Raw genomic sequence first — 17,538 nt, 5'->3', positions numbered from 1 at the left:
TTCCAAAGGGTGTGGAACGAAAAGAGGTGTCGGCCTGCGCCGAACGGCGCGCATCCTACACTGGCCTTTCACCGACCGTACAGCAAGCCGGGAAAAACCGGACATTGGGCAGTGCAACTCGTCGTAAGTTCTCTTACTTGTAGCTTGTAGTTTAAAACTTGTCGCTGTGTAGCCCTATAATGCGCGCCGGTTTTTGGGGTAATGGTCATGAGTACAGAAGATCCACGGTTTGCCGGCGTCGCCCGCTTGTATGGCATTGAAGGCCTGGAGCGCCTGAAGGCGGCCCATGTGGCCATCGTCGGCGTGGGCGGGGTGGGTTCGTGGGCGGCGGAAGCCATCGCTCGCTGCGGCGTGGGCGAGATTTCGCTGTTTGACCTCGATGATGTATGCGTCAGCAACAGCAACCGCCAGCTGCATGCGCTGGACAGCACCGTGGGCAAGGCCAAGGTCGAGGTCATGGCCGAGCGCCTGAAAGGCATCAACCCGGATTGCACCGTGCACGCTGTGGCGGACTTCGTGACCCGCGAGACGATGGCCGAGTACATCACGCCCAATATCGATTGCGTGATCGACTGCATCGACAGTGTGAACGCCAAGGCCGCACTGATTGCCTGGTGCAAGCGGCGCAAGATCCAGATCATCACCACCGGCGGCGCGGGCGGGCAGATTGATCCGACGTTGATTCAGGTGTGTGACTTGAACCGTACGTTCAATGACCCGCTGGCGTCGAAGGTGCGCTCCACGTTGCGTCGTGACTATGGCTTCTCCCGCACTGTGACCCGCCACTACAGCGTGCCCTGCGTGTTCTCCACCGAACAGCTGCGTTACCCGAAGCCGGACGGCAGCATCTGTTTGCAGAAGAGTTTTGTCGGGGATGGCGTGAAGCTGGACTGTGCCGGCGGGTTTGGCGCGGTGATGATGGTGACTGCGACCTTCGGCATGGTGGCCGCGACCAAGGCGGTGGACAAGATAGTGGCCGGGGTGCGCCGGCCTGCTGACAGGGTCAAGGCCCCTTAGATCTCAGTCTGGAATGAAGATCAAAATGTGGGAGCGGGCTTGCTCGCGAAAGCGGTGTATCAGTCGACATCTCCGGTGACTGACACGCCGCCTTCGCGAGCAAGCCCGCTCCCACATTTAGTTTTGTATAAGGCTCAACTCCCGCATCCGCTGAAGTACGGCATTCAACCCATTGCTGCGCGACGGCGATAACTGCCGCGACAGGCCCAGTTGCTCAAACCAGCCGGGCAAGTCGACGGCTTGCAGTTCGGCGGCAGACACACCGTTGACCCGCGCCAGCAACAACGCCACCAGCCCGCGTATCAGCCGTGCATCGCTGCTGGCGGCAAACTGCCAATGCCCATCCTGCAAGCGCCCCACCAGCCACACCAGGCTTTCACAGCCCTGCACCAGGTTGACGTCTACCTTGTCTTCGTCCGGCAAGGCGGGCAGCCGCTCGCCCCATTGCATCAGCAGGCGGGCTCGTTGCTCCCAACTGCCGACTGCCTGGAACGCTTCCAGCGCGACAACGGCCTCAGTCGGCAAGCTCATCGCAACATATCCAGGGCTTGATCCAGCGCTTCAAAAAAGCGCTCCAGGTCATCGGAGTCGTTGTACAGCGCCAATGACACCCGAATCGCCCCCGACAATCCCATCTGCTTGAGCAGCGGCATCGCACAATGATGGCCGGCGCGCACCGCAATCCCTTGTTCGGTCAGCAAGTGGGCGAGGTCGGCGTTGTGCACGCCTTCCACCACGAAGCTGGCCAGGGCGACGTGCGGCGACCCCAGCAAGCGCACGCCATTGCGCGCTTGCAAGCCACGCAACAGGTAGTCGTGCAGGGCGGCTTCGTGAGCCGTCACCGCCTGCTGGTCCAGGGAACTCAGGTAATCCAGGGTTGCCCCCAGGCCGATCACGCTGGCGATCGGCGGAGTCCCGGCTTCGAAACCGAGGGGCGCCGGGCGGAAACTGGCGCTTTGATAATCAGCCTGCTGCACCATCTCGCCCCCAAACTGCCAGTGGCGCAGGTGATGCAGGGCTTCGGTGCGGCCATACAGCACGCCGACGCCGTCCGGCCCATAGAGTTTATGGCTGGAAAACACGTAGAAGTCGCAGCCCAGGGCCTGCATATCATGGCGACCATGCACGATGCCCTGGGCGCCATCGACCACCGTCAGTGCATCGTGGGCCTTGGCCAGCGCCAGCAGTTGCGGCAACGGCTGCCAGGCGCCAAGTACGTTGGACAGTTGGCTCACCGCCAGCAGGCGGGTGCGCGGGCCGATCAGTTGGGCGGCGGCTTGCAGGTCGATCAAGCCGCCAGCGTCAAGCGGCAGTACCACCAGCGCCAGCTCGCGACGCTTGGCCAGTTGCTGCCACGGCAGCAGGTTGGCGTGGTGCTCCAGGGCGCTGATGACAATCTCGTCGCCCGGGTTGAATAGGTGCTCAAGGCCATAAGCCAGGAGGTTCAGCGCCGATGTCGCGCCGTGGGTGAAGATGATTTGCCCCTCGTCACCGACGTTCAGCCACTGTGCCACCTTGCTGCGACTGTCCTCGAAAGCCTGGGTCGCGTGGGCGCCCGGCAAATGCTGGGCACGGTGCACATTGGCTGCGCCATTGGCGTAGTAATGGCTGATGGCGTCCAGCAGGGCTTGAGGTTTTTGCGTGGTGGCGGCGTTGTCCAGATAGGTCTGGTCTTGCCGTTGCAGGGTGGCGATGGCCGGAAAATCGGCGCGCCAGGGAGAGGGCACAAGCATGGTGATCAAGACTCGTATAAACGGCCCGCACCGGTCAGGCGCGGGCCGTTAGTGGCATCGAGTCGCTGCTTAGTTGTGAGCGTGCAGCGCTGCGTTCAGTTCGATGGCCGATTTGTGGGTTTTGCACTCCACGGCACCGGTCTCGGAGTTGCGGCGGAACAGCAGGTCCGGTTGGCCGGCCAGCTCGCGGGCCTTGACCACCTTGACCAGCTGGTTCTGCTCGTCCAGCAGCGCAACCTTGGTGCCGGCGGTCACGTACAGGCCCGACTCCACGGTGTTGCGGTCGCCCAACGGGATACCGATACCGGCGTTGGCGCCGATCAGGCAGCCTTCGCCGACCTTGATCACGATGTTGCCGCCACCCGACAGGGTGCCCATGGTGGAGCAACCGCCGCCCAGGTCCGAGCCCTTGCCGACGAACACGCCAGCCGACACGCGGCCTTCGATCATGCCCGGGCCTTCGGTACCGGCGTTGAAGTTGACGAAACCTTCGTGCATCACGGTGGTGCCTTCGCCTACGTAGGCGCCCAGGCGGATCCGCGCGGCATCAGCGATACGCACGCCGCTCGGCACCACGTAGTCGGTCATCTTCGGGAACTTGTCCACCGAGAACACTTCCAGCAGGTCGCCACGCAGGCGCGCTTCCAGTTGACGCTCGGCCAGCTCATTGATGTCGATTGCGCCCTGGCTGGTCCAGGCCACGTTCGGCAACTGCGGGAACACACCGGCCAGGCTCAGGCCGTGAGGCTTGACCAGGCGATGGGACAGCAGGTGCAGCTTGAGGTAGGCCTCAGGCGTGGAGGTCAGTGCGGCGTCTTCGGCCAGCAGGGTGGCGACCAGCGGCGTGTGGCTTTCAGCCAGGCGGCTCAACAGGGCGGCTTGGGCAGCGTCGACGCCCTTGAGCGCGTCAGCCAGTTGCAGGGCCTGGGTGACGGTGAAAGTGATCGCCTGGTTGCCTTCGGTGTAACCGAGGATCGGCGCGATGGCCGCGATGATTTCAGCCGATGGATTGAGCAGCGGTTGTGCGTAAAACACTTCCAGCCAAGCACCTTGGCGGTTCTGAGTGCCGACGCCGAAGCCCAGGCTGAACAGGGAATTGGACATGCTGTTACCTCTACAAAAATGGAGTGGGCTGGCCTACTTGAGGGCCGCCGAATAGCTATCTGGCTTGAAGCCAATCAGGGTTTTGTCACCGAGATCAAGCACCGGGCGCTTGATCATCGAGGGTTGCGCGAGCATCAATTCAATGGCTTTCGCTTGGTCGAGATCGGCTTTGCGTTCGTCTTCGAGTTTGCGAAAGGTGGTGCCCGCACGGTTCAAAACCACCTGCCAACCGTGCTCATTGCACCATTGGGTCAAGTGTTCGCGGTCGATACCGGCCGTCTTGTAGTCATGAAACTCATACTGGATAGCGTGCTCATCGAGCCAGGTGCGCGCCTTTTTCATGGTGTCGCAGGCTTTGATGCCGAAAAGGTGCAACGTTTTGCTTGAAGCGGTCAAGGAATTGCCCCCCTTTGGGCTCACGCAGATTAAAGGTCACGGATTATGCCATGGCCAGCGGCTTTCGGCGCCGCTCGTCACACTTACGTTTTGCTCGTGTGCGACTTTTGTGCAAAGGCCATCGCGCAGCATAGGCGGCTAATATGGCACTTCAACGGCGAGTTGTTGCCTGATGTGTGTTGTTGCAAGTTGATTGTCTGGGAATCCCGCGTTATGCAAACCGCCTACACCGTACTTATCCTGCTGATGCTGGTCAGCGTTTCGCGCCTTGTCGGGCGTGTGATCCCACTGCCGTTGCCACTGGTGCAGATCGCCGCCGGTGCGTTGCTGGCCTGGCCGACCCTGGGGCTGCATGTCGCCCTGGACCCTGAGTTGTTTCTTTTCCTGTTTCTGCCGCCGCTGCTGTTCTCTGATGGCTGGCGCATGCCCAAGCGTGAATTGTGGCGCCTGCGCGGGCCGATCCTGACGCTGGCGGTGGGGTTGGTGCTGTTTACGGTGGTGGGGGCCGGTTACTTCATTCACTGGTTGTTGCCGAGTATTCCCCTGCCGGTGGCCTTCGCCCTGGCGGCCGTGTTGTCGCCGACGGATGCCGTAGCGGTGTCGGCCATTTCCCAGAACCGCTTGCCGACGCCACTGATGCACATGCTCCAGGGCGAGGCGTTGATGAATGATGCCTCGGGCCTGGTGACCTTCAAGTTCGCCCTGGCGGCGGCGCTGACCGGCGTGTTCTCGCTGGCGGATGCGAGCCTCACCTTTGTGCTGGTGGCCGTGGGTGGGCTGGCGGTCGGTGTGGCGTTGAGCTGGCTGGTCGGCCGCCTGCGTGCCTGGATGATCGCCCGGGGCTGGGACGACCCGGCGACGCACGTGGTGTTCATGTTGTTGCTGCCATTCGCCGCCTACGTGCTGGCGGAACGCCTTGGCGCCTCGGGTATCCTGTCGGCGGTGGCTGCGGGCATGATGCAAAGCTGGCTCGACCTGCTGCCGCGCCAGACCAGCACCCGGTTGCTCAACCGCAGCGTCTGGTCGCTGCTGGAGTTTGCGTTCAACGGTTTGATCTTCCTGCTGCTGGGCCTGCAACTGCCGGACATCATCAAGGCCGTGGTCAGCCATGAGCCGACGCTGTGGCCGACCTTGTTGTATCGCTGCCTGGACGTGATCGCGATTTTCCTGGTGCTGGTGGTGTTGCGGTTTATCTGGGTGCAAAGCATCTGGCGACTGTCGGGTTTATTGCGCCGGATTCGTGGGAAAAGTGAGCTGACGCTGGTGCCCACCGCGCGGTCCTGCTGGTTGCTGACCGTCGGTGGCGTACGCGGTGCCGTGACCCTGGCGGGTGTGATGTCGGTACCGTTACTGCTTGCGCCGGGGCAGGATTTTCCCGAGCGCGACCTGCTGATCTTCATCGCCGCCGGTGTGATCCTGCTGTCGTTGGTCGCGGCCTGCATCGCTTTGCCGCTGCTGTTGCGCGGCATCGAGAAGAGCCCGGATGAGAAACGCCACAATGAAGTGCGCGAGGCCTGGAAGAAGACCGCCGTGGCTGCTATCCATGCCCTGGAAGCCGAAGAACCCGCTGAAGCTGCACCCCAGGATGCCGCCCAGGCAGCCTTGGCCACCGAGCTCAAGGCGCGGTTGATGTCGGAGTATCGTCATCAACTGGAAGTGTTCAACGATTCGGCCGAAGCCCAGGCGCTGGCGTTGCAGATGGATCAACTGGAGCGCAAGTTGCGGCTCAAGGCCCTGCGGGCGCAGCGTCTGGAACTGTATAGCCTGAGCCGTCACCATCAGATTGGTGATGATGTGCTACGGGAGGTGTTGGCGGATCTGGATATGAGCGAGGCGAATCTGGGTCATATCAAATAACACTGCGGTGCTTACTTGTGGCGAGGGAGCTTGCTCCCGCTGGGCTGCGTAGCGGCCCCAAAAAAGCGGGAGCGCTGCGCACTCCAGCGGGAGCAAGCTCCCTCGCCACAGCAAGCTCCCTCGCCACATTCAGCGCAGTTATTTATTGCGGGTAATAAAGTCGCGAATCCGCGTCGCCGCTTCCACGCACTCCGCCAGCGGCGCGACCAGCGCCAGGCGCACACGCCCGGCGCCCGGGTTGACCCCGTCCACTTCCCGCGACAGGTACGAGCCCGGTACCACGGTCACGTGTTCTTCCACGAACAAGTCCCGGCAGAACGCCGCATCGTCGCCCTTCACGTTCGGCCACAGGTAGAAGCCGCCGTCCGGGTTTTGCACGTCCAGCACCGGCTTCAGGATCGTCAGCACGGCATCGAACTTTTCCCGGTACAGATCACGGTTGGCCTGCACGTGGGCTTCGTCCTGCCAGGCAGCAATGCTCGCCAGTTGGGTTTGCACCGGCATCGCGCAACCGTGGTAGGTGCGGTACAGCAGGAAGCCCTTGAGGATATCGGCGTCGCCGGCCACAAAGCCCGAACGCAGGCCCGGCAGGTTGGAGCGCTTGGACAGGCTGTGGAACACCACGCAACGCTTGAAGTCCTGGCGGCCCAGTTCCACGCAAGCGCTGAGCAGGCCTGGCGGCGGGGTTTGTTCGTCGAAGTACAGCTCGCTGTAGCACTCGTCGGCGGCGATCACGAAGTCGTATTCGTCAGCCAGGGCGATCAGCTTTTTCAGGGTGGCGACGGGAATCAGTGCACCGGTGGGGTTGCCTGGCGAGCACAGGAACAGGATCTGGCAGCGTTTCCAGATGTCCGGCGATACGGCGTCGAAATCCGGGTTGAAGCCGTTTTCATCCAGGCACGGCAGGTAATGCGGCTTGGCCCCGGCGAGGAACGCAGCCCCTTCGTAGATCTGGTAGAACGGGTTCGGGCTGACCACCAGCGCGTCGTCGCCGCGGTTGACTACGGTCTGGGTGAAGGCGAACAGCGCTTCACGGGTGCCGTTCACCGGCAGGATGTTGCGCGCCGGGTCAAGCCAGCCCTTGGGCACGCTGAAACGGCGTTCACACCAGGCGCCAATGGCTTCGCGCAGGGCGGGAATGCCCAGGGTGGTGGGGTACACCGCCATCTGGTCCAGGTTGTTGGCCAGCGCCTCGGCGACAAACTGCGGGGATTTGTGCTTCGGCTCACCGATGGACAGGGCGATGGGGCGTTTGTCCGGGTTCGGCGTGACGCTGCCCAGCAGGACGCGCAATTTCTCGAACGGGTAGGGCTGCAGCTGGTTCAGGGCGTTGTTCATCGATAAATCTCGTTCAATTCATTGGAAGCTGAAAATGGGCGGTCGGTCAGATGCTCAAGCGTGACATCTCGACGCCGGTCTCCTGATTGACGCTCAACTGCTGGACGATGGCTTCCTGCAAGCGTCGGCACAGTTCAGGGTCGGAAAGCGGCTGGTTGTCGGCATCGGTAATGAAGAACACGTCTTCCACCCGCTCGCCCAGGGTCGCAATCTTGGCGTTCTGCAACGACAGGTCGAACTCCAGGAATATCGTGCCGATCCGTGCCAGCAGGCCCGGGCGGTCCGGCGCGCTGAGTTCCAGCACCGTCACCGGGCGCTGGGCGTCGTTGTGGATGGTCACCTCGGGGGCAAAAGCAAAGTGCTTGAGCTGGCGCGGTACCCGACGCTGGATGATGGTCGGGTAGTCGTCAGGATTGCGCAGCGCGTCGGTCAGGCCTTTGCGGATCTTTTTCACCCGCTCCGGGTTGTCGCCGATGGACTCGCCTTCCGTGTCGAGCACGATGTAGGTGTCGAGTGTGAACTGGCTGCTGGAGGTGATGACCCGGGCGTCGTGAATGTTCAGGTTGAGCTGGTCCATCGCCGCCACGGTCACGGCGAAGAAGTCGTGCTGGTCGGGCGCGTAGATGAAGATCTGGGTGCCACCCTCGAACTCGCGCTGGGTGGTTTCCTTGATCAGCACCAGTGGGCCGCCATCGGCCGGCTGCTGCAGGATCGCGTCGCTGTGCCAGGCCACGTCGCCGGCGGTGTGGCGCAGGAAGTAGTCGTCTCCCAGTTGCGACCAGAGTTGCTCGACGTCGTCCGGGTCATTGCCGCCACGCACCAGAATATCCAGGGCCGCGCTTTGGGTGCGGCGGATCTGTTCTTCGCGGTCCACCGGGTTCTCCAGGCCGCGACGCAGCGCGCGCTTGGTCTCGGTGTAGAGCTGGCGCAACAGGCTGGCGCGCCAGGAGTTCCACAGCGTCGGGTTGGTGGCGTTGATGTCGGACACGGTGAGCACGTACAGGTAGTCGAGGCGGGTTTCATCGCCGACGGCCTGGGCAAAATCGTGGATCACCTGTGGGTCGGACAAGTCCTTGCGCTGGGCGGTGGTGGACATCACCAGGTGGTTCTGCACCAGCCACACGATCAGGCGGCTGTCCCACAGCGGCAACTGGTGACGCTGGCAGAACGCTTCGGCGTCCACTGCGCCAATTTCCGAGTGATCACCGTGCCGGCCCTTGCCGATGTCGTGGTACAGGCCGGCGAGGTAGATCAATTCCGGCTTGGGCAGGCGCGCCATGAGCTTGCTGGCCAGCGGGAATTTCTCTGACACCTGGGTGTACTGCAACTTACGCAGGTGCTTGATCAGGTTCAGGGTGTGGGCGTCCACCGTGTAGATGTGGAACAGGTCGTGCTGCATCTGCCCGACGATAAAACCGAACTCCGGCAGGTAGCGCCCCAGGATCCCGTAGCGGTTCATGCGCCGCAGGTTGCGGTGGATGCCGATCTTGCACTTGAACAGTTCGATAAACAGGCTGGTATTGCGGATGTCGTGGCGGAAATCGTCGTCGATCAGGTGACGGTTTTCCCGCAGCAGGCGAATGGTGTCGGCGCGTACGCCCTTGATTTCCGGCTGCTGGGCCATCAACACGAAGATTTCCAGCATGGCGAACGGCGTGCGTTTGAACACGTTGTCGTTGCCTGCCTCGATATAGCCATCGTGGAGCTGGAAGCGCGCGTTGATCGGCTGCGGCGGTGCTTCGTCTTCCGGGGCCAGGATCACTTCTTCGAAGTGCTGGATGATCAGGTCGCTGAGCTGGGCAATGCTCATCACCACGCGGTAGTACTGCTGCATGAAACTTTCGATGCTGGTCTTCGCGTCTTCGCCTTCAAACCCCAGCAGGGTGGCGATGGAGCGCTGGTGGTCGAACAGCAGGCGGTCTTCGGAGCGCCCGGCCAGCATGTGCAGCGCGTAGCGCACTTTCCAGAGGAATTCCTGGGAGGAGGCCAGCAGGGCGTTTTCGCTCTCCACCAGGAAGCCTTCCCCGGCCAGGGCGCGCAGGTTCAGGGTGCCGTACTGGCGACGGGCGACCCACAAAATCGTCTGGATGTCCCGCAGCCCGCCCGGTGAGCCTTTGACGTTGGGTTCCAGGTTGTATTCGGTGTCGTTGTACTTGTGGTGCCGGGCTTTCTGCTCGGCACGCTTGGCCAGGAAGAAGTCCTTGCTCGGCCACATGTGCGCGGTGCTGGTGACTTCCAGCATGCGCTGGCGCAGGCGCTCGGGGCCGGCGATGGTGCGGCTTTCCATCAGGTTGGTGATCACCGTCAGGTCGGCGCGGGCTTCCTGGGCACACTCGTCCACCGAGCGTACGCTTTGGCCGACTTCCAGGCCGATGTCCCACAACAGCGTCAGAAAACGCTCGATGGAGTCGCGAAAGATCTCGTGATCGGCGCTGTCCAGCAAGATCAGCAGGTCGATGTCGGAGTAGGGGTGCAGTTCGCCACGGCCGTAGCCGCCGACCGCCACCAGGGCGATATCGGCGTCTTCACTCCAGCTGAACTGTTCCCAGGCCTTTTGCAGGATGTTGTCGACGAACCAGGCGCGGTCCTCGATCAGCCGGCGGATATCGCGGCCGGTACGAAAGCGCCCATCGAGCACCTCGCGGGCCTGACGAATGGCCTTCTTGAAGGCGGCGATGGGGCTGGCCTTCAGTGCCAGTTCCGCCTGGAACTGGCCACGGTCGAAGAGTTCGGGATCCACCTGGGGCATCGATCGGTTTTCCTTTCTATCTATGGGTCACAGCGTCGCTATTAGAAAACCGGTGCAAACATTACGCCGAAACGCGGGGAATCGTGTCGTCGGCACGCAGGGTGAAGATCTCGTAGCCGGTGTCGGTCACCAGCAGGGTGTGTTCCCACTGCGCCGAGAGCTTGCGGTCCTTGGTGATGGCGGTCCAGCCGTCGCCCAGCACCTTGGTGTCGGCCTTGCCCTGGTTGATCATCGGCTCGATGGTGAAGGTCATGCCTGCCTTGAGCTCCATGCCGGTGCCGGCGCGGCCGTAGTGCAGGATCTGTGGCTCTTCGTGGAACACCTTGCCGATGCCGTGGCCGCAGAACTCGCGCACCACCGAGAAGCCGTTCTTTTCAGCGTGCTTCTGGATGATTTCACCGATGTCACCCAGGCGGCAGCCAGGCTTGACGATCTCGATGGCCTTGTACATGCATTCCTGGGTGACTTGCGACAGGCGCTCGGCCCAGACTGGCACGGTGCCGACGTGGAACATGCGGCTGGTGTCGCCGTGGTAGCCGTCCTTGATGACGGTGACGTCGATGTTCAGGGTGTCGCCGTCCTTCAACGGCTTGTCGCCGGGAATCCCGTGGCACACCACGTGGTTGATCGAGGTGCAGATCGACTTGGGGAAACCCTTGTAGTTCAGCGGCGCAGGGATGGCCTTTTGCACGTCGACGATATAGTCGTGGCAAATGCGGTCCAGCGCTTCGGTGGTGACGCCGGGCTTGACGTGTTCGGCAATCATTTCCAGGACGTCGGCAGCCAGTTTGCCGGCAACACGCATGCCAGCGATATCTTCGGCGGTTTTGAGGGTGACGGTCATACAGGCTCTCTCTAGCGCGACGCGCTGAAATCAATACGGTTTACGGGTGTGCGACAAAAGGTTGCAGAATTCGCACAAGCCCAAAAAACGCGATTCTAGCAGACGCAAGGGTGAAACCATGAGCGTCTGGCGATCGCTTCTGTCTATAAGGATGGGGGCATTCTGGCTCTATTCAAAGGCTTAGGCAAAAGCGACTGACGGCAAATGTGATTGCGGGTTTCGTTTTTGCAAGCTCTGTGGTATAAAATGCGCCGCTTTCCGGGGATACCCCGCAAAGCTTAAATCCACACACGTGTCGACACGATGACCTGGGTGCCGGAGGCGAATGCCGCTGGTTGGTCATTGGGATACGTGGAGGCCAAACCCGACTTATTAAGGAACTATCATGTCCCAAGTCAACATGCGCGATATGCTGAAGGCCGGTGTGCACTTCGGTCACCAGACCCGTTACTGGAACCCGAAAATGGGTAAATACATTTTCGGCGCGCGTAACAAGATCCACATCATCAACCTTGAAAAAACCCTGCCAATGTTCAACGAAGCTCTGACTTTCGTAGAGCGCCTGGCCCAGGGCAAAAACAAGATTCTGTTCGTCGGCACCAAGCGTTCCGCTGGCAAGATCGTTGCTGAAGAAGCAGCACGTTGCGGTTCGCCGTACGTCGATCACCGCTGGTTGGGCGGCATGCTGACCAACTTCAAAACCATCCGTGCTTCCATCAAGCGTCTGCGTGACCTTGAAGTGCAAGCCGAAGACGGTACTTTCGCCAAGCTGACCAAGAAAGAGGCGCTGATGCGCACTCGCGACCTGGAAAAGCTCGATCGTTCCCTGGGTGGTATCAAGGACATGGGCGGTCTGCCTGACGCACTGTTCGTTATCGACGTTGATCACGAGCGCATCGCGATCACCGAAGCCAACAAGCTGGGCATCCCGGTTATCGGCGTAGTCGATACCAACAGCAGCCCGGAAGGCGTTGACTACATCATCCCAGGCAACGATGACGCAATCCGCGCTATCCAGCTGTACATGGGTTCGATGGCTGACGCTGTAATCCGTGGTCGCAACCACGTTGCTGGCGGTACCGAGCAGTTCGTTGAAGAAGCTCCGGTAGCTGCAGCTGAGTAACTGACGCCTTGGCGTTGACTCAGTAAGCAAAAAGGGGGCTTGGCCCCCTTTTTGCCACCTCGAAAACCATTTGTCGGCAGCGCAGCTACAACATTTGTAACGTGCAGCGGCCTACAAGGGTGGTTCGGGAAGAATTGATCGCCCGTTCAATCGGGTGGAATGGTTGAAAACCTATCCAAGAGGATTTTGAAAATGGCAGAGATTACTGCAGCGTTGGTTAAAGAACTGCGTGAGCGTACCGGCGAAGGCATGATGGATTGCAAAAAGGCCTTGACCAAGGCCGGCGGCGACATCGAAAAAGCCATTGATGACATGCGTGCTTCGGGCGCCATCAAGGCTGCCAAGAAAGCAGGCAACGTCGCTGCTGAAGGCGCCATCGCAATCAAGGAAGACGGCAAATCGGCCGTTATCCTGGAAGTTAACTCGCAGACCGACTTCCTGGCCCTGCAAGACGACTTCAAGAACTTCGTCGCTGCCAGCGTTGAAAAAGCATTCGCTGACAAGCTGACCGACGCCGCTCCGCTGATCGAAGCTCAAGAAGCTGATCGTCTGGTTCTGGTGGGTAAAGTGGGCGAGAACGTTAACATTCGTCGCCTGACCCGCGTTGAAGGTGACGTTGTGGGTGCTTACCTGCACGGCAACAAGATCGGTGTTGTGGTTGCCCTGAAAGGCGGCAACGTTGAACTGGCCAAAGACATCGCTATGCACGTAGCGGCCAGCAACCCTGAATTCCTGCTGCCATCGGAAGTTTCTGCTGAAGCCATCGAACGCGAGAAAGCCGTGTTCCTGCAGCTGAACGAAGAGAAAATCAAAGGCAAGCCTGAAAACATCGTTGAAAACATGGTCAAGGGCCGTATCAGCAAGTTCCTGGCTGAGGCTTCCCTGGTTGAGCAGGCGTTCGTCAAGAACCCTGAAATCAAGGTTGGCGAACTGGCCAAGAAAGCCGGTGCTGAAATCGTTTCCTTCACCTACTACAAAGTAGGCGACGGCATCGAGAAGCCGGTCGACAACTTCGCTGAAGAAGTTGCTGCCCAGCTGGCTGCCACCAAGAAGTAAGACAGTTTTTAACTGTCGCCCAAAAGAGGCTGCCCGCTTACGCGCGCAGCCTCTTTTCAAATGGGGTGATCGATTTTTATTGGTTTCCCTTTGGAACTGGCTTACAAAGCCGTGTTCCGATGGCGCTGTGACAGCGTCAAGCTAGAGTGAACGCAGGCCGTAAACGGCTTGCCAAGAATTTTCAAAAAATACGCCGCAGGAGAGATTCGCAATGGCTCAGCAGGGCAGTGGTCATCAGGCTCGCTATAAACGCATTCTACTCAAGCTTAGCGGCGAGGCCCTGATGGGCTCGGAAGAGTTTGGGATCGATCCCAAAGTACTCGATCGCATGGCGCTGGAAGTCGGCCAACTGGTCGGTATCGGTGTCCAGGTCGGTCTGGTGATCGGCGGCGGCAACCTGTTCCGTGGCGCGGCACTCAGCGCTGCCGGCATGGATCGGGTGACAGGCGACCACATGGGCATGCTGGCCACTGTGATGAACGCCCTGGCCATGCGTGATGCGCTGGAACGCGCCAATATCACCGCGATCGTGATGTCGGCTATTTCCATGGTTGGCGTAACGGATCACTATGATCGTCGCAAGGCCATGCGTCACCTGGATGCCAAGGAAGTCGTGATTTTTGCGGCCGGTACCGGCAACCCATTCTTTACCACCGATTCGGCAGCTTGCCTGCGTGGTATCGAGATCAACGCGGACGTGGTGCTCAAGGCCACCAAGGTTGACGGTGTCTACACTGCAGACCCATTCAAAGACCCGCATGCCGAGAAGTTCGATCATCTGACTTATGATGAAGTACTGGATCGCAAGCTGGGCGTGATGGACCTGACGGCAATTTGCTTGTGCCGCGACCACAAGATGCCGCTGCGCGTATTTAACATGAACAAGCCCGGCGCCCTGCTGAACATCGTACACGGCGGCGCGGAAGGGACTCTGATCGAGGAAATCGAACAATGATCAACGAAATCAAAAAAGACGCTCAAGAGCGCATGCAAAAATCCCTGGAATCCCTGAACCATGCGTTTGGCCAGATTCGTACCGGCAAGGCCCACCCAAGCATCCTGGGCAGCGTGATGGTGCCTTACTACGGCGCTGATACCTCGATCACCCAAGTGGCCAACATCACTGTAAAAGATTCGCGCACCCTGCAAGTCGTTGCTTTCGAGCGCAACATGCTCGGCGCCGTCGACAAGGCCATCCAGAGCGCCGGTTTGAACCTCAATCCGACCAACCTGGGCGAATTGCTGCTGATCTCCATGCCTGCCCTGACCGAAGAAACCCGCAAGGGCTTCACCAAGCAGGCGCGCAGTGCAGCGGAAGACGCACGTGTTGCCGTGCGCAACATCCGTCGTGATGCCTTGGGTGACCTGAAGAAGCTGGTCAAGGACAAGGAAATCAGCGAAGACGAAGAGCGCCGTGCCGTTGCTGATATCGACAAGCTGACTAAAGATGCCGAGGCCCAGATCACCAAGGCCACGGAAGATAAAGAAAAGGACCTGATGGCCGTATAAGGGGTCAGGACGCCTTCATGGAAAAGACCAAGCAGACTGTGCCCTCCGTGGTGCCGCGCCATGTCGCGATCATCATGGACGGGAATAATCGCTGGGCGAAGAAGCGCTTTATGCCGGGCGTTGCCGGGCATAAGGCGGGTGTCGACGCTGTACGAGCCGTGATCGAGGTGTGCGCCGAGGCCAAGGTCGAAGTATTGACCCTGTTCGCGTTCTCCAGTGAAAACTGGCAGCGCCCGGCCGAGGAGGTCAGTGCCTTGATGGACCTGTTCTTCAAGGCCCTGCGCCGCGAGGCCAAGCGCCTGAACGAGAACAACATCAGCCTGCGTATCATCGGTGACCGTTCGCGGTTTCATCCGGAGCTGCAGGCGGCCATGCGCGAAGCCGAGGCGATCACTGCCGGCAGCAACCGTTTTGTGCTGCAGATCGCAGCCAACTACGGCGGCCAGTGGGATATTGCCCAGGCCGCGCAGCGTCTGGCGCGGGAAGTGCAGGCCGGCCATCTGCGTCCGGAAGACATTACCCCCGAACTCTTGCAAACCTGCCTGGTGACCGGCGACCTGCCGTTGCCGGACCTGTGCATTCGTACCGGTGGCGACCATCGCATCAGCAACTTCCTGTTGTGGCAGTTGGCCTATACCGAACTGTACTTCTCCGACCTGTTCTGGCCGGACTTCAAACACGATGCCATGCGCAATGCGCTGGCCGATTTCGCTTCCCGTCAGCGTCGCTTCGGTAAAACGAGCGAGCAGATCGAAGCTGGAGCCCGGGTTTAATGCTTAAACAACGAATCATCACGGCGCTGATCCTGCTGCCTATTGCCCTGTGCGGGTTTTTCCTGCTTGAAGGTGCGAACTTCGCGCTGTTCATCGGCCTGGTTGTGACCCTGGGTGCCTGGGAATGGGCGCGCCTGGCGGGTTTCGCCGCGCAGTTGCCTCGTGTGGTGTATGCCGCTGTCGTGGCGTTGTTGATGTTCCTGATGTACATCCTGCCGGACGTGGCGCCCTGGGTGCTGGGTGCGGCGGTGTTGTGGTGGGCGTTGGCGACCTATCTGGTGCTGACCTATCCGGGCACCAGCAGTCATTGGTCCAGTGTCGCCTGCAAGCTGGTGATTGGCCTTTTGATTCTGTTGCCTGCCTGGCAAGGCCTGGTCTACATCAAGCACATGCAACTGGGTAACTGGCTGATCATGGCGGTGATGGTCCTGGTGTGGGGTGCCGATATCGGCGCCTATTTCTCCGGGCGTGCCTTCGGCAAGCGCAAGCTGGCGCCGGCGGTCAGCCCGGGCAAAAGCTGGGAAGGCGTGTATGGCGGCCTGGCGTTGACCCTGGTGATTACCGTGGTGGTCGGTGTGGTGCGTGGCTGGACCGTCAAGGAAATGCTACTGGGCCTGGTGGGCGCAGCCGTGGTGGTGTTCATCTCGGTGGTCGGTGACCTGACCGAAAGCATGTTCAAGCGCCAGGCCGGGATCAAGGACAGCAGTAACCTGCTGCCGGGTCACGGTGGCGTGCTGGACCGTATCGACAGCCTGACTGCCGCGATCCCGATCTTTGCCGTACTGCTGTGGATGGCTGCCTCGTGAGCCGCCTGCAACAGGTAACCGTGCTGGGCGCTACCGGCTCGGTGGGGCTAAGCACCCTGGATGTGATTGCCCGTCATCCCGAGCGTTATCAAGTATTCGCCTTGACCGGTTTCAGTCGCCTGAGTGAACTGCTGGCACTGTGTGTGCGGCACGCGCCGCAATACGCAGTAGTGCCCGAAGCGGCAGTTGCACGTGGTTTGCAGGATGACTTGCGCGCTGCGGGCCTGGCGACTCAGGTATTGGTGGGGGAGGAGGGGTTGTGCCAGGTTTCGGCAGACCCTGAGGTCGACACCGTGGTTGCGGCGATTGTCGGCGCTGCCGGCTTGCGCCCGACCCTGGCGGCCGTTGATGCGGGCAAGAAGATTCTGCTGGCCAACAAAGAAGCCCTGGTGATGTCCGGGGCACTCTTCATGCAGGCGGTGCGCAAGAGCGGCGCCGTGCTGTTGCCGCTCGACAGCGAGCACAACGCGATTTTCCAATGCATGCCTGGTGATTTCGCCCGCGGGTTGAGCCAGGTCGGCGTGCGCCGGATTCTGCTGACAGCCTCCGGTGGTCCGTTCCGGCAGACGCCGCTGGCCGATCTGGAGCATGTTTCTCCCGATCAGGCGTGCGCTCACCCGAACTGGTCCATGGGGCGCAAGATCTCGGTGGATTCAGCGAGCATGATGAACAAGGGCCTGGAGCTGATTGAGGCCTGCTGGTTGTTCGATGCCCGGCCGGACCAGGTCGAGGTGGTGATCCACCCGCAAAGTGTGATTCATTCCCTGGTGGACTATGTGGATGGCTCGGTATTGGCCCAACTGGGCAATCCGGACATGCGTACGCCGATCGCCAATGCCCTGGCATGGCCTGAGCGGATTGACTCGGGTGTTGCGCAGCTGGATCTGTTTGCCATTGCCCGTCTGGACTTCGAAGCGCCCGACGAGCAACGCTTCCCTTGCCTGCGTCTTGCGCGGCAAGCTGCGGAGGCGGGTAACAGTGCCCCGGCGATGCTGAATGCGGCCAATGAAGTGGCTGTGGCGGCGTTTCTGGACCGGCGCATCCGCTTTCCGCAGATCGCGGGTATCATCGAGGACGTTTTGAGCCTTGAGCCCGTCGTCCCGGTGAATGATCTGGGCGCGGTGTTCGAAGCGGATGCAAAGGCCCGGGCCTTGACCGAGCAGTGGTTGAGCCGCAATACGCGTTAGCCTCTGGGTGTGTTCAAGCCTTCAGGCACTGGATTGAAATGCGGAG

At 60.8% G+C, this 17,538-nt stretch carries 16 protein-coding genes; 9 read left to right on the top strand and 7 right to left on the bottom strand.

Annotated features, from left to right (window positions below; all coding sequences use genetic code 11):
• Positions 1–207: 207 nt before the first annotated feature.
• Positions 208–1,017, top strand: a complete 810-nt coding sequence (gene tcdA / locus HX805_RS30670; protein ID WP_003219345.1) for a tRNA cyclic N6-threonylcarbamoyladenosine(37) synthase TcdA — start codon at positions 208–210, stop codon at positions 1,015–1,017.
• A gap of 117 nt (positions 1,018–1,134) precedes the next feature.
• Here the strand turns inward: tcdA and HX805_RS30665 are convergent, their stop codons facing one another.
• The 4 genes from HX805_RS30665 to HX805_RS30650 form a co-directional block, all read right to left on the bottom strand.
• Positions 1,135–1,548 carry a SufE family protein gene (locus tag HX805_RS30665; RefSeq protein ID WP_003219344.1) on the bottom strand — a complete coding sequence of 138 codons (414 nt, stop codon included), beginning with the start codon at positions 1,546–1,548 and terminating at the stop codon, positions 1,135–1,137.
• Entirely contained in the window at positions 1,545–2,750 is a 1,206-nt protein-coding gene (locus HX805_RS30660) for an aminotransferase class V-fold PLP-dependent enzyme (protein ID WP_008432246.1), read from the bottom strand. Before HX805_RS30660 ends, HX805_RS30665 begins: the two co-directional genes overlap by 4 nt.
• 69 nt (positions 2,751–2,819) lie before the next feature.
• Complete coding sequence (dapD, locus tag HX805_RS30655) at positions 2,820–3,854, bottom strand: 2,3,4,5-tetrahydropyridine-2,6-dicarboxylate N-succinyltransferase (RefSeq protein ID WP_003219342.1); 1,035 nt, start codon at positions 3,852–3,854, stop codon at positions 2,820–2,822.
• Positions 3,855–3,887: 33 nt separating this feature from the next.
• Entirely contained in the window at positions 3,888–4,250 is a 363-nt protein-coding gene (locus HX805_RS30650) for an ArsC family reductase (protein WP_003219341.1), read from the bottom strand.
• A 213-nt stretch (positions 4,251–4,463) separates the two neighbouring features.
• Here HX805_RS30650 and HX805_RS30645 point away from each other — a divergent pair, with 213 nt between their 5' ends.
• Entirely contained in the window at positions 4,464–6,107 is a 1,644-nt protein-coding gene (locus HX805_RS30645; RefSeq protein WP_003219338.1) for a Na+/H+ antiporter, read from the top strand.
• A 138-nt stretch (positions 6,108–6,245) separates the two neighbouring features.
• Here HX805_RS30645 and dapC read toward each other — a convergent pair whose 3' ends face one another.
• The 3 genes from dapC to map all read right to left on the bottom strand — a co-directional run bounded on the left by dapC (position 6,246) and on the right by map (position 11,038).
• Positions 6,246–7,445, bottom strand: coding sequence for a succinyldiaminopimelate transaminase (dapC, locus tag HX805_RS30640; protein WP_177055374.1), 1,200 nt, complete (start codon positions 7,443–7,445; stop codon positions 6,246–6,248).
• Positions 7,446–7,491: 46 nt separating this feature from the next.
• The gene (locus tag HX805_RS30635; RefSeq protein ID WP_177117595.1) at positions 7,492–10,194 is read right to left on the bottom strand and encodes a [protein-PII] uridylyltransferase; all 2,703 of its coding nucleotides are present in this window, start codon (positions 10,192–10,194) and stop codon (positions 7,492–7,494) included.
• A 61-nt stretch (positions 10,195–10,255) separates the two neighbouring features.
• Entirely contained in the window at positions 10,256–11,038 is a 783-nt protein-coding gene (gene map, locus HX805_RS30630) for a type I methionyl aminopeptidase (RefSeq protein WP_003219332.1), read from the bottom strand.
• A 385-nt stretch (positions 11,039–11,423) separates the two neighbouring features.
• On the opposite strand from map, the gene rpsB reads away from it, so the two are divergent.
• From rpsB to ispC, 7 genes are all read left to right on the top strand, one after another.
• Entirely contained in the window at positions 11,424–12,161 is a 738-nt protein-coding gene (gene rpsB / locus HX805_RS30625) for a 30S ribosomal protein S2 (protein WP_003219330.1), read from the top strand.
• Positions 12,162–12,353: 192 nt separating this feature from the next.
• Positions 12,354–13,217, top strand: a complete 864-nt coding sequence (gene tsf / locus HX805_RS30620) for a translation elongation factor Ts (RefSeq protein ID WP_008432237.1) — start codon at positions 12,354–12,356, stop codon at positions 13,215–13,217.
• A 211-nt stretch (positions 13,218–13,428) separates the two neighbouring features.
• Positions 13,429–14,172, top strand: a complete 744-nt coding sequence (gene pyrH / locus HX805_RS30615; RefSeq protein ID WP_003219327.1) for a UMP kinase — start codon at positions 13,429–13,431, stop codon at positions 14,170–14,172.
• Positions 14,169–14,726 carry a ribosome recycling factor gene (frr, locus tag HX805_RS30610; RefSeq protein WP_003219325.1) on the top strand — a complete coding sequence of 186 codons (558 nt, stop codon included), beginning with the start codon at positions 14,169–14,171 and terminating at the stop codon, positions 14,724–14,726. The genes pyrH and frr overlap by 4 nt, the downstream gene beginning before the upstream one ends.
• Positions 14,727–14,743: 17 nt before the next feature.
• Entirely contained in the window at positions 14,744–15,499 is a 756-nt protein-coding gene (uppS, locus tag HX805_RS30605; protein ID WP_003219323.1) for a polyprenyl diphosphate synthase, read from the top strand.
• On the top strand, positions 15,499–16,305 hold the full coding sequence (locus tag HX805_RS30600; RefSeq protein ID WP_008432232.1) for a phosphatidate cytidylyltransferase: 807 nt from the start codon (positions 15,499–15,501) through the stop codon (positions 16,303–16,305). Before uppS ends, HX805_RS30600 begins: the two co-directional genes overlap by 1 nt.
• Complete coding sequence (ispC, locus tag HX805_RS30595; RefSeq protein WP_177117594.1) at positions 16,302–17,492, top strand: 1-deoxy-D-xylulose-5-phosphate reductoisomerase; 1,191 nt, start codon at positions 16,302–16,304, stop codon at positions 17,490–17,492. Before HX805_RS30600 ends, ispC begins: the two co-directional genes overlap by 4 nt.
• The last annotated feature ends 46 nt before the right edge of the window (positions 17,493–17,538 follow it).

Origin of the sequence: Pseudomonas sp. G5001, from assembly GCF_013385475.1 — a bacterium.
Classification (GTDB): Bacteria; Pseudomonadota; Gammaproteobacteria; order Pseudomonadales; family Pseudomonadaceae; genus Aquipseudomonas.
The sequence above is the reverse complement of the archived record's forward strand: the minus strand, read 5'-3'. Positions and strand labels throughout refer to the sequence as shown.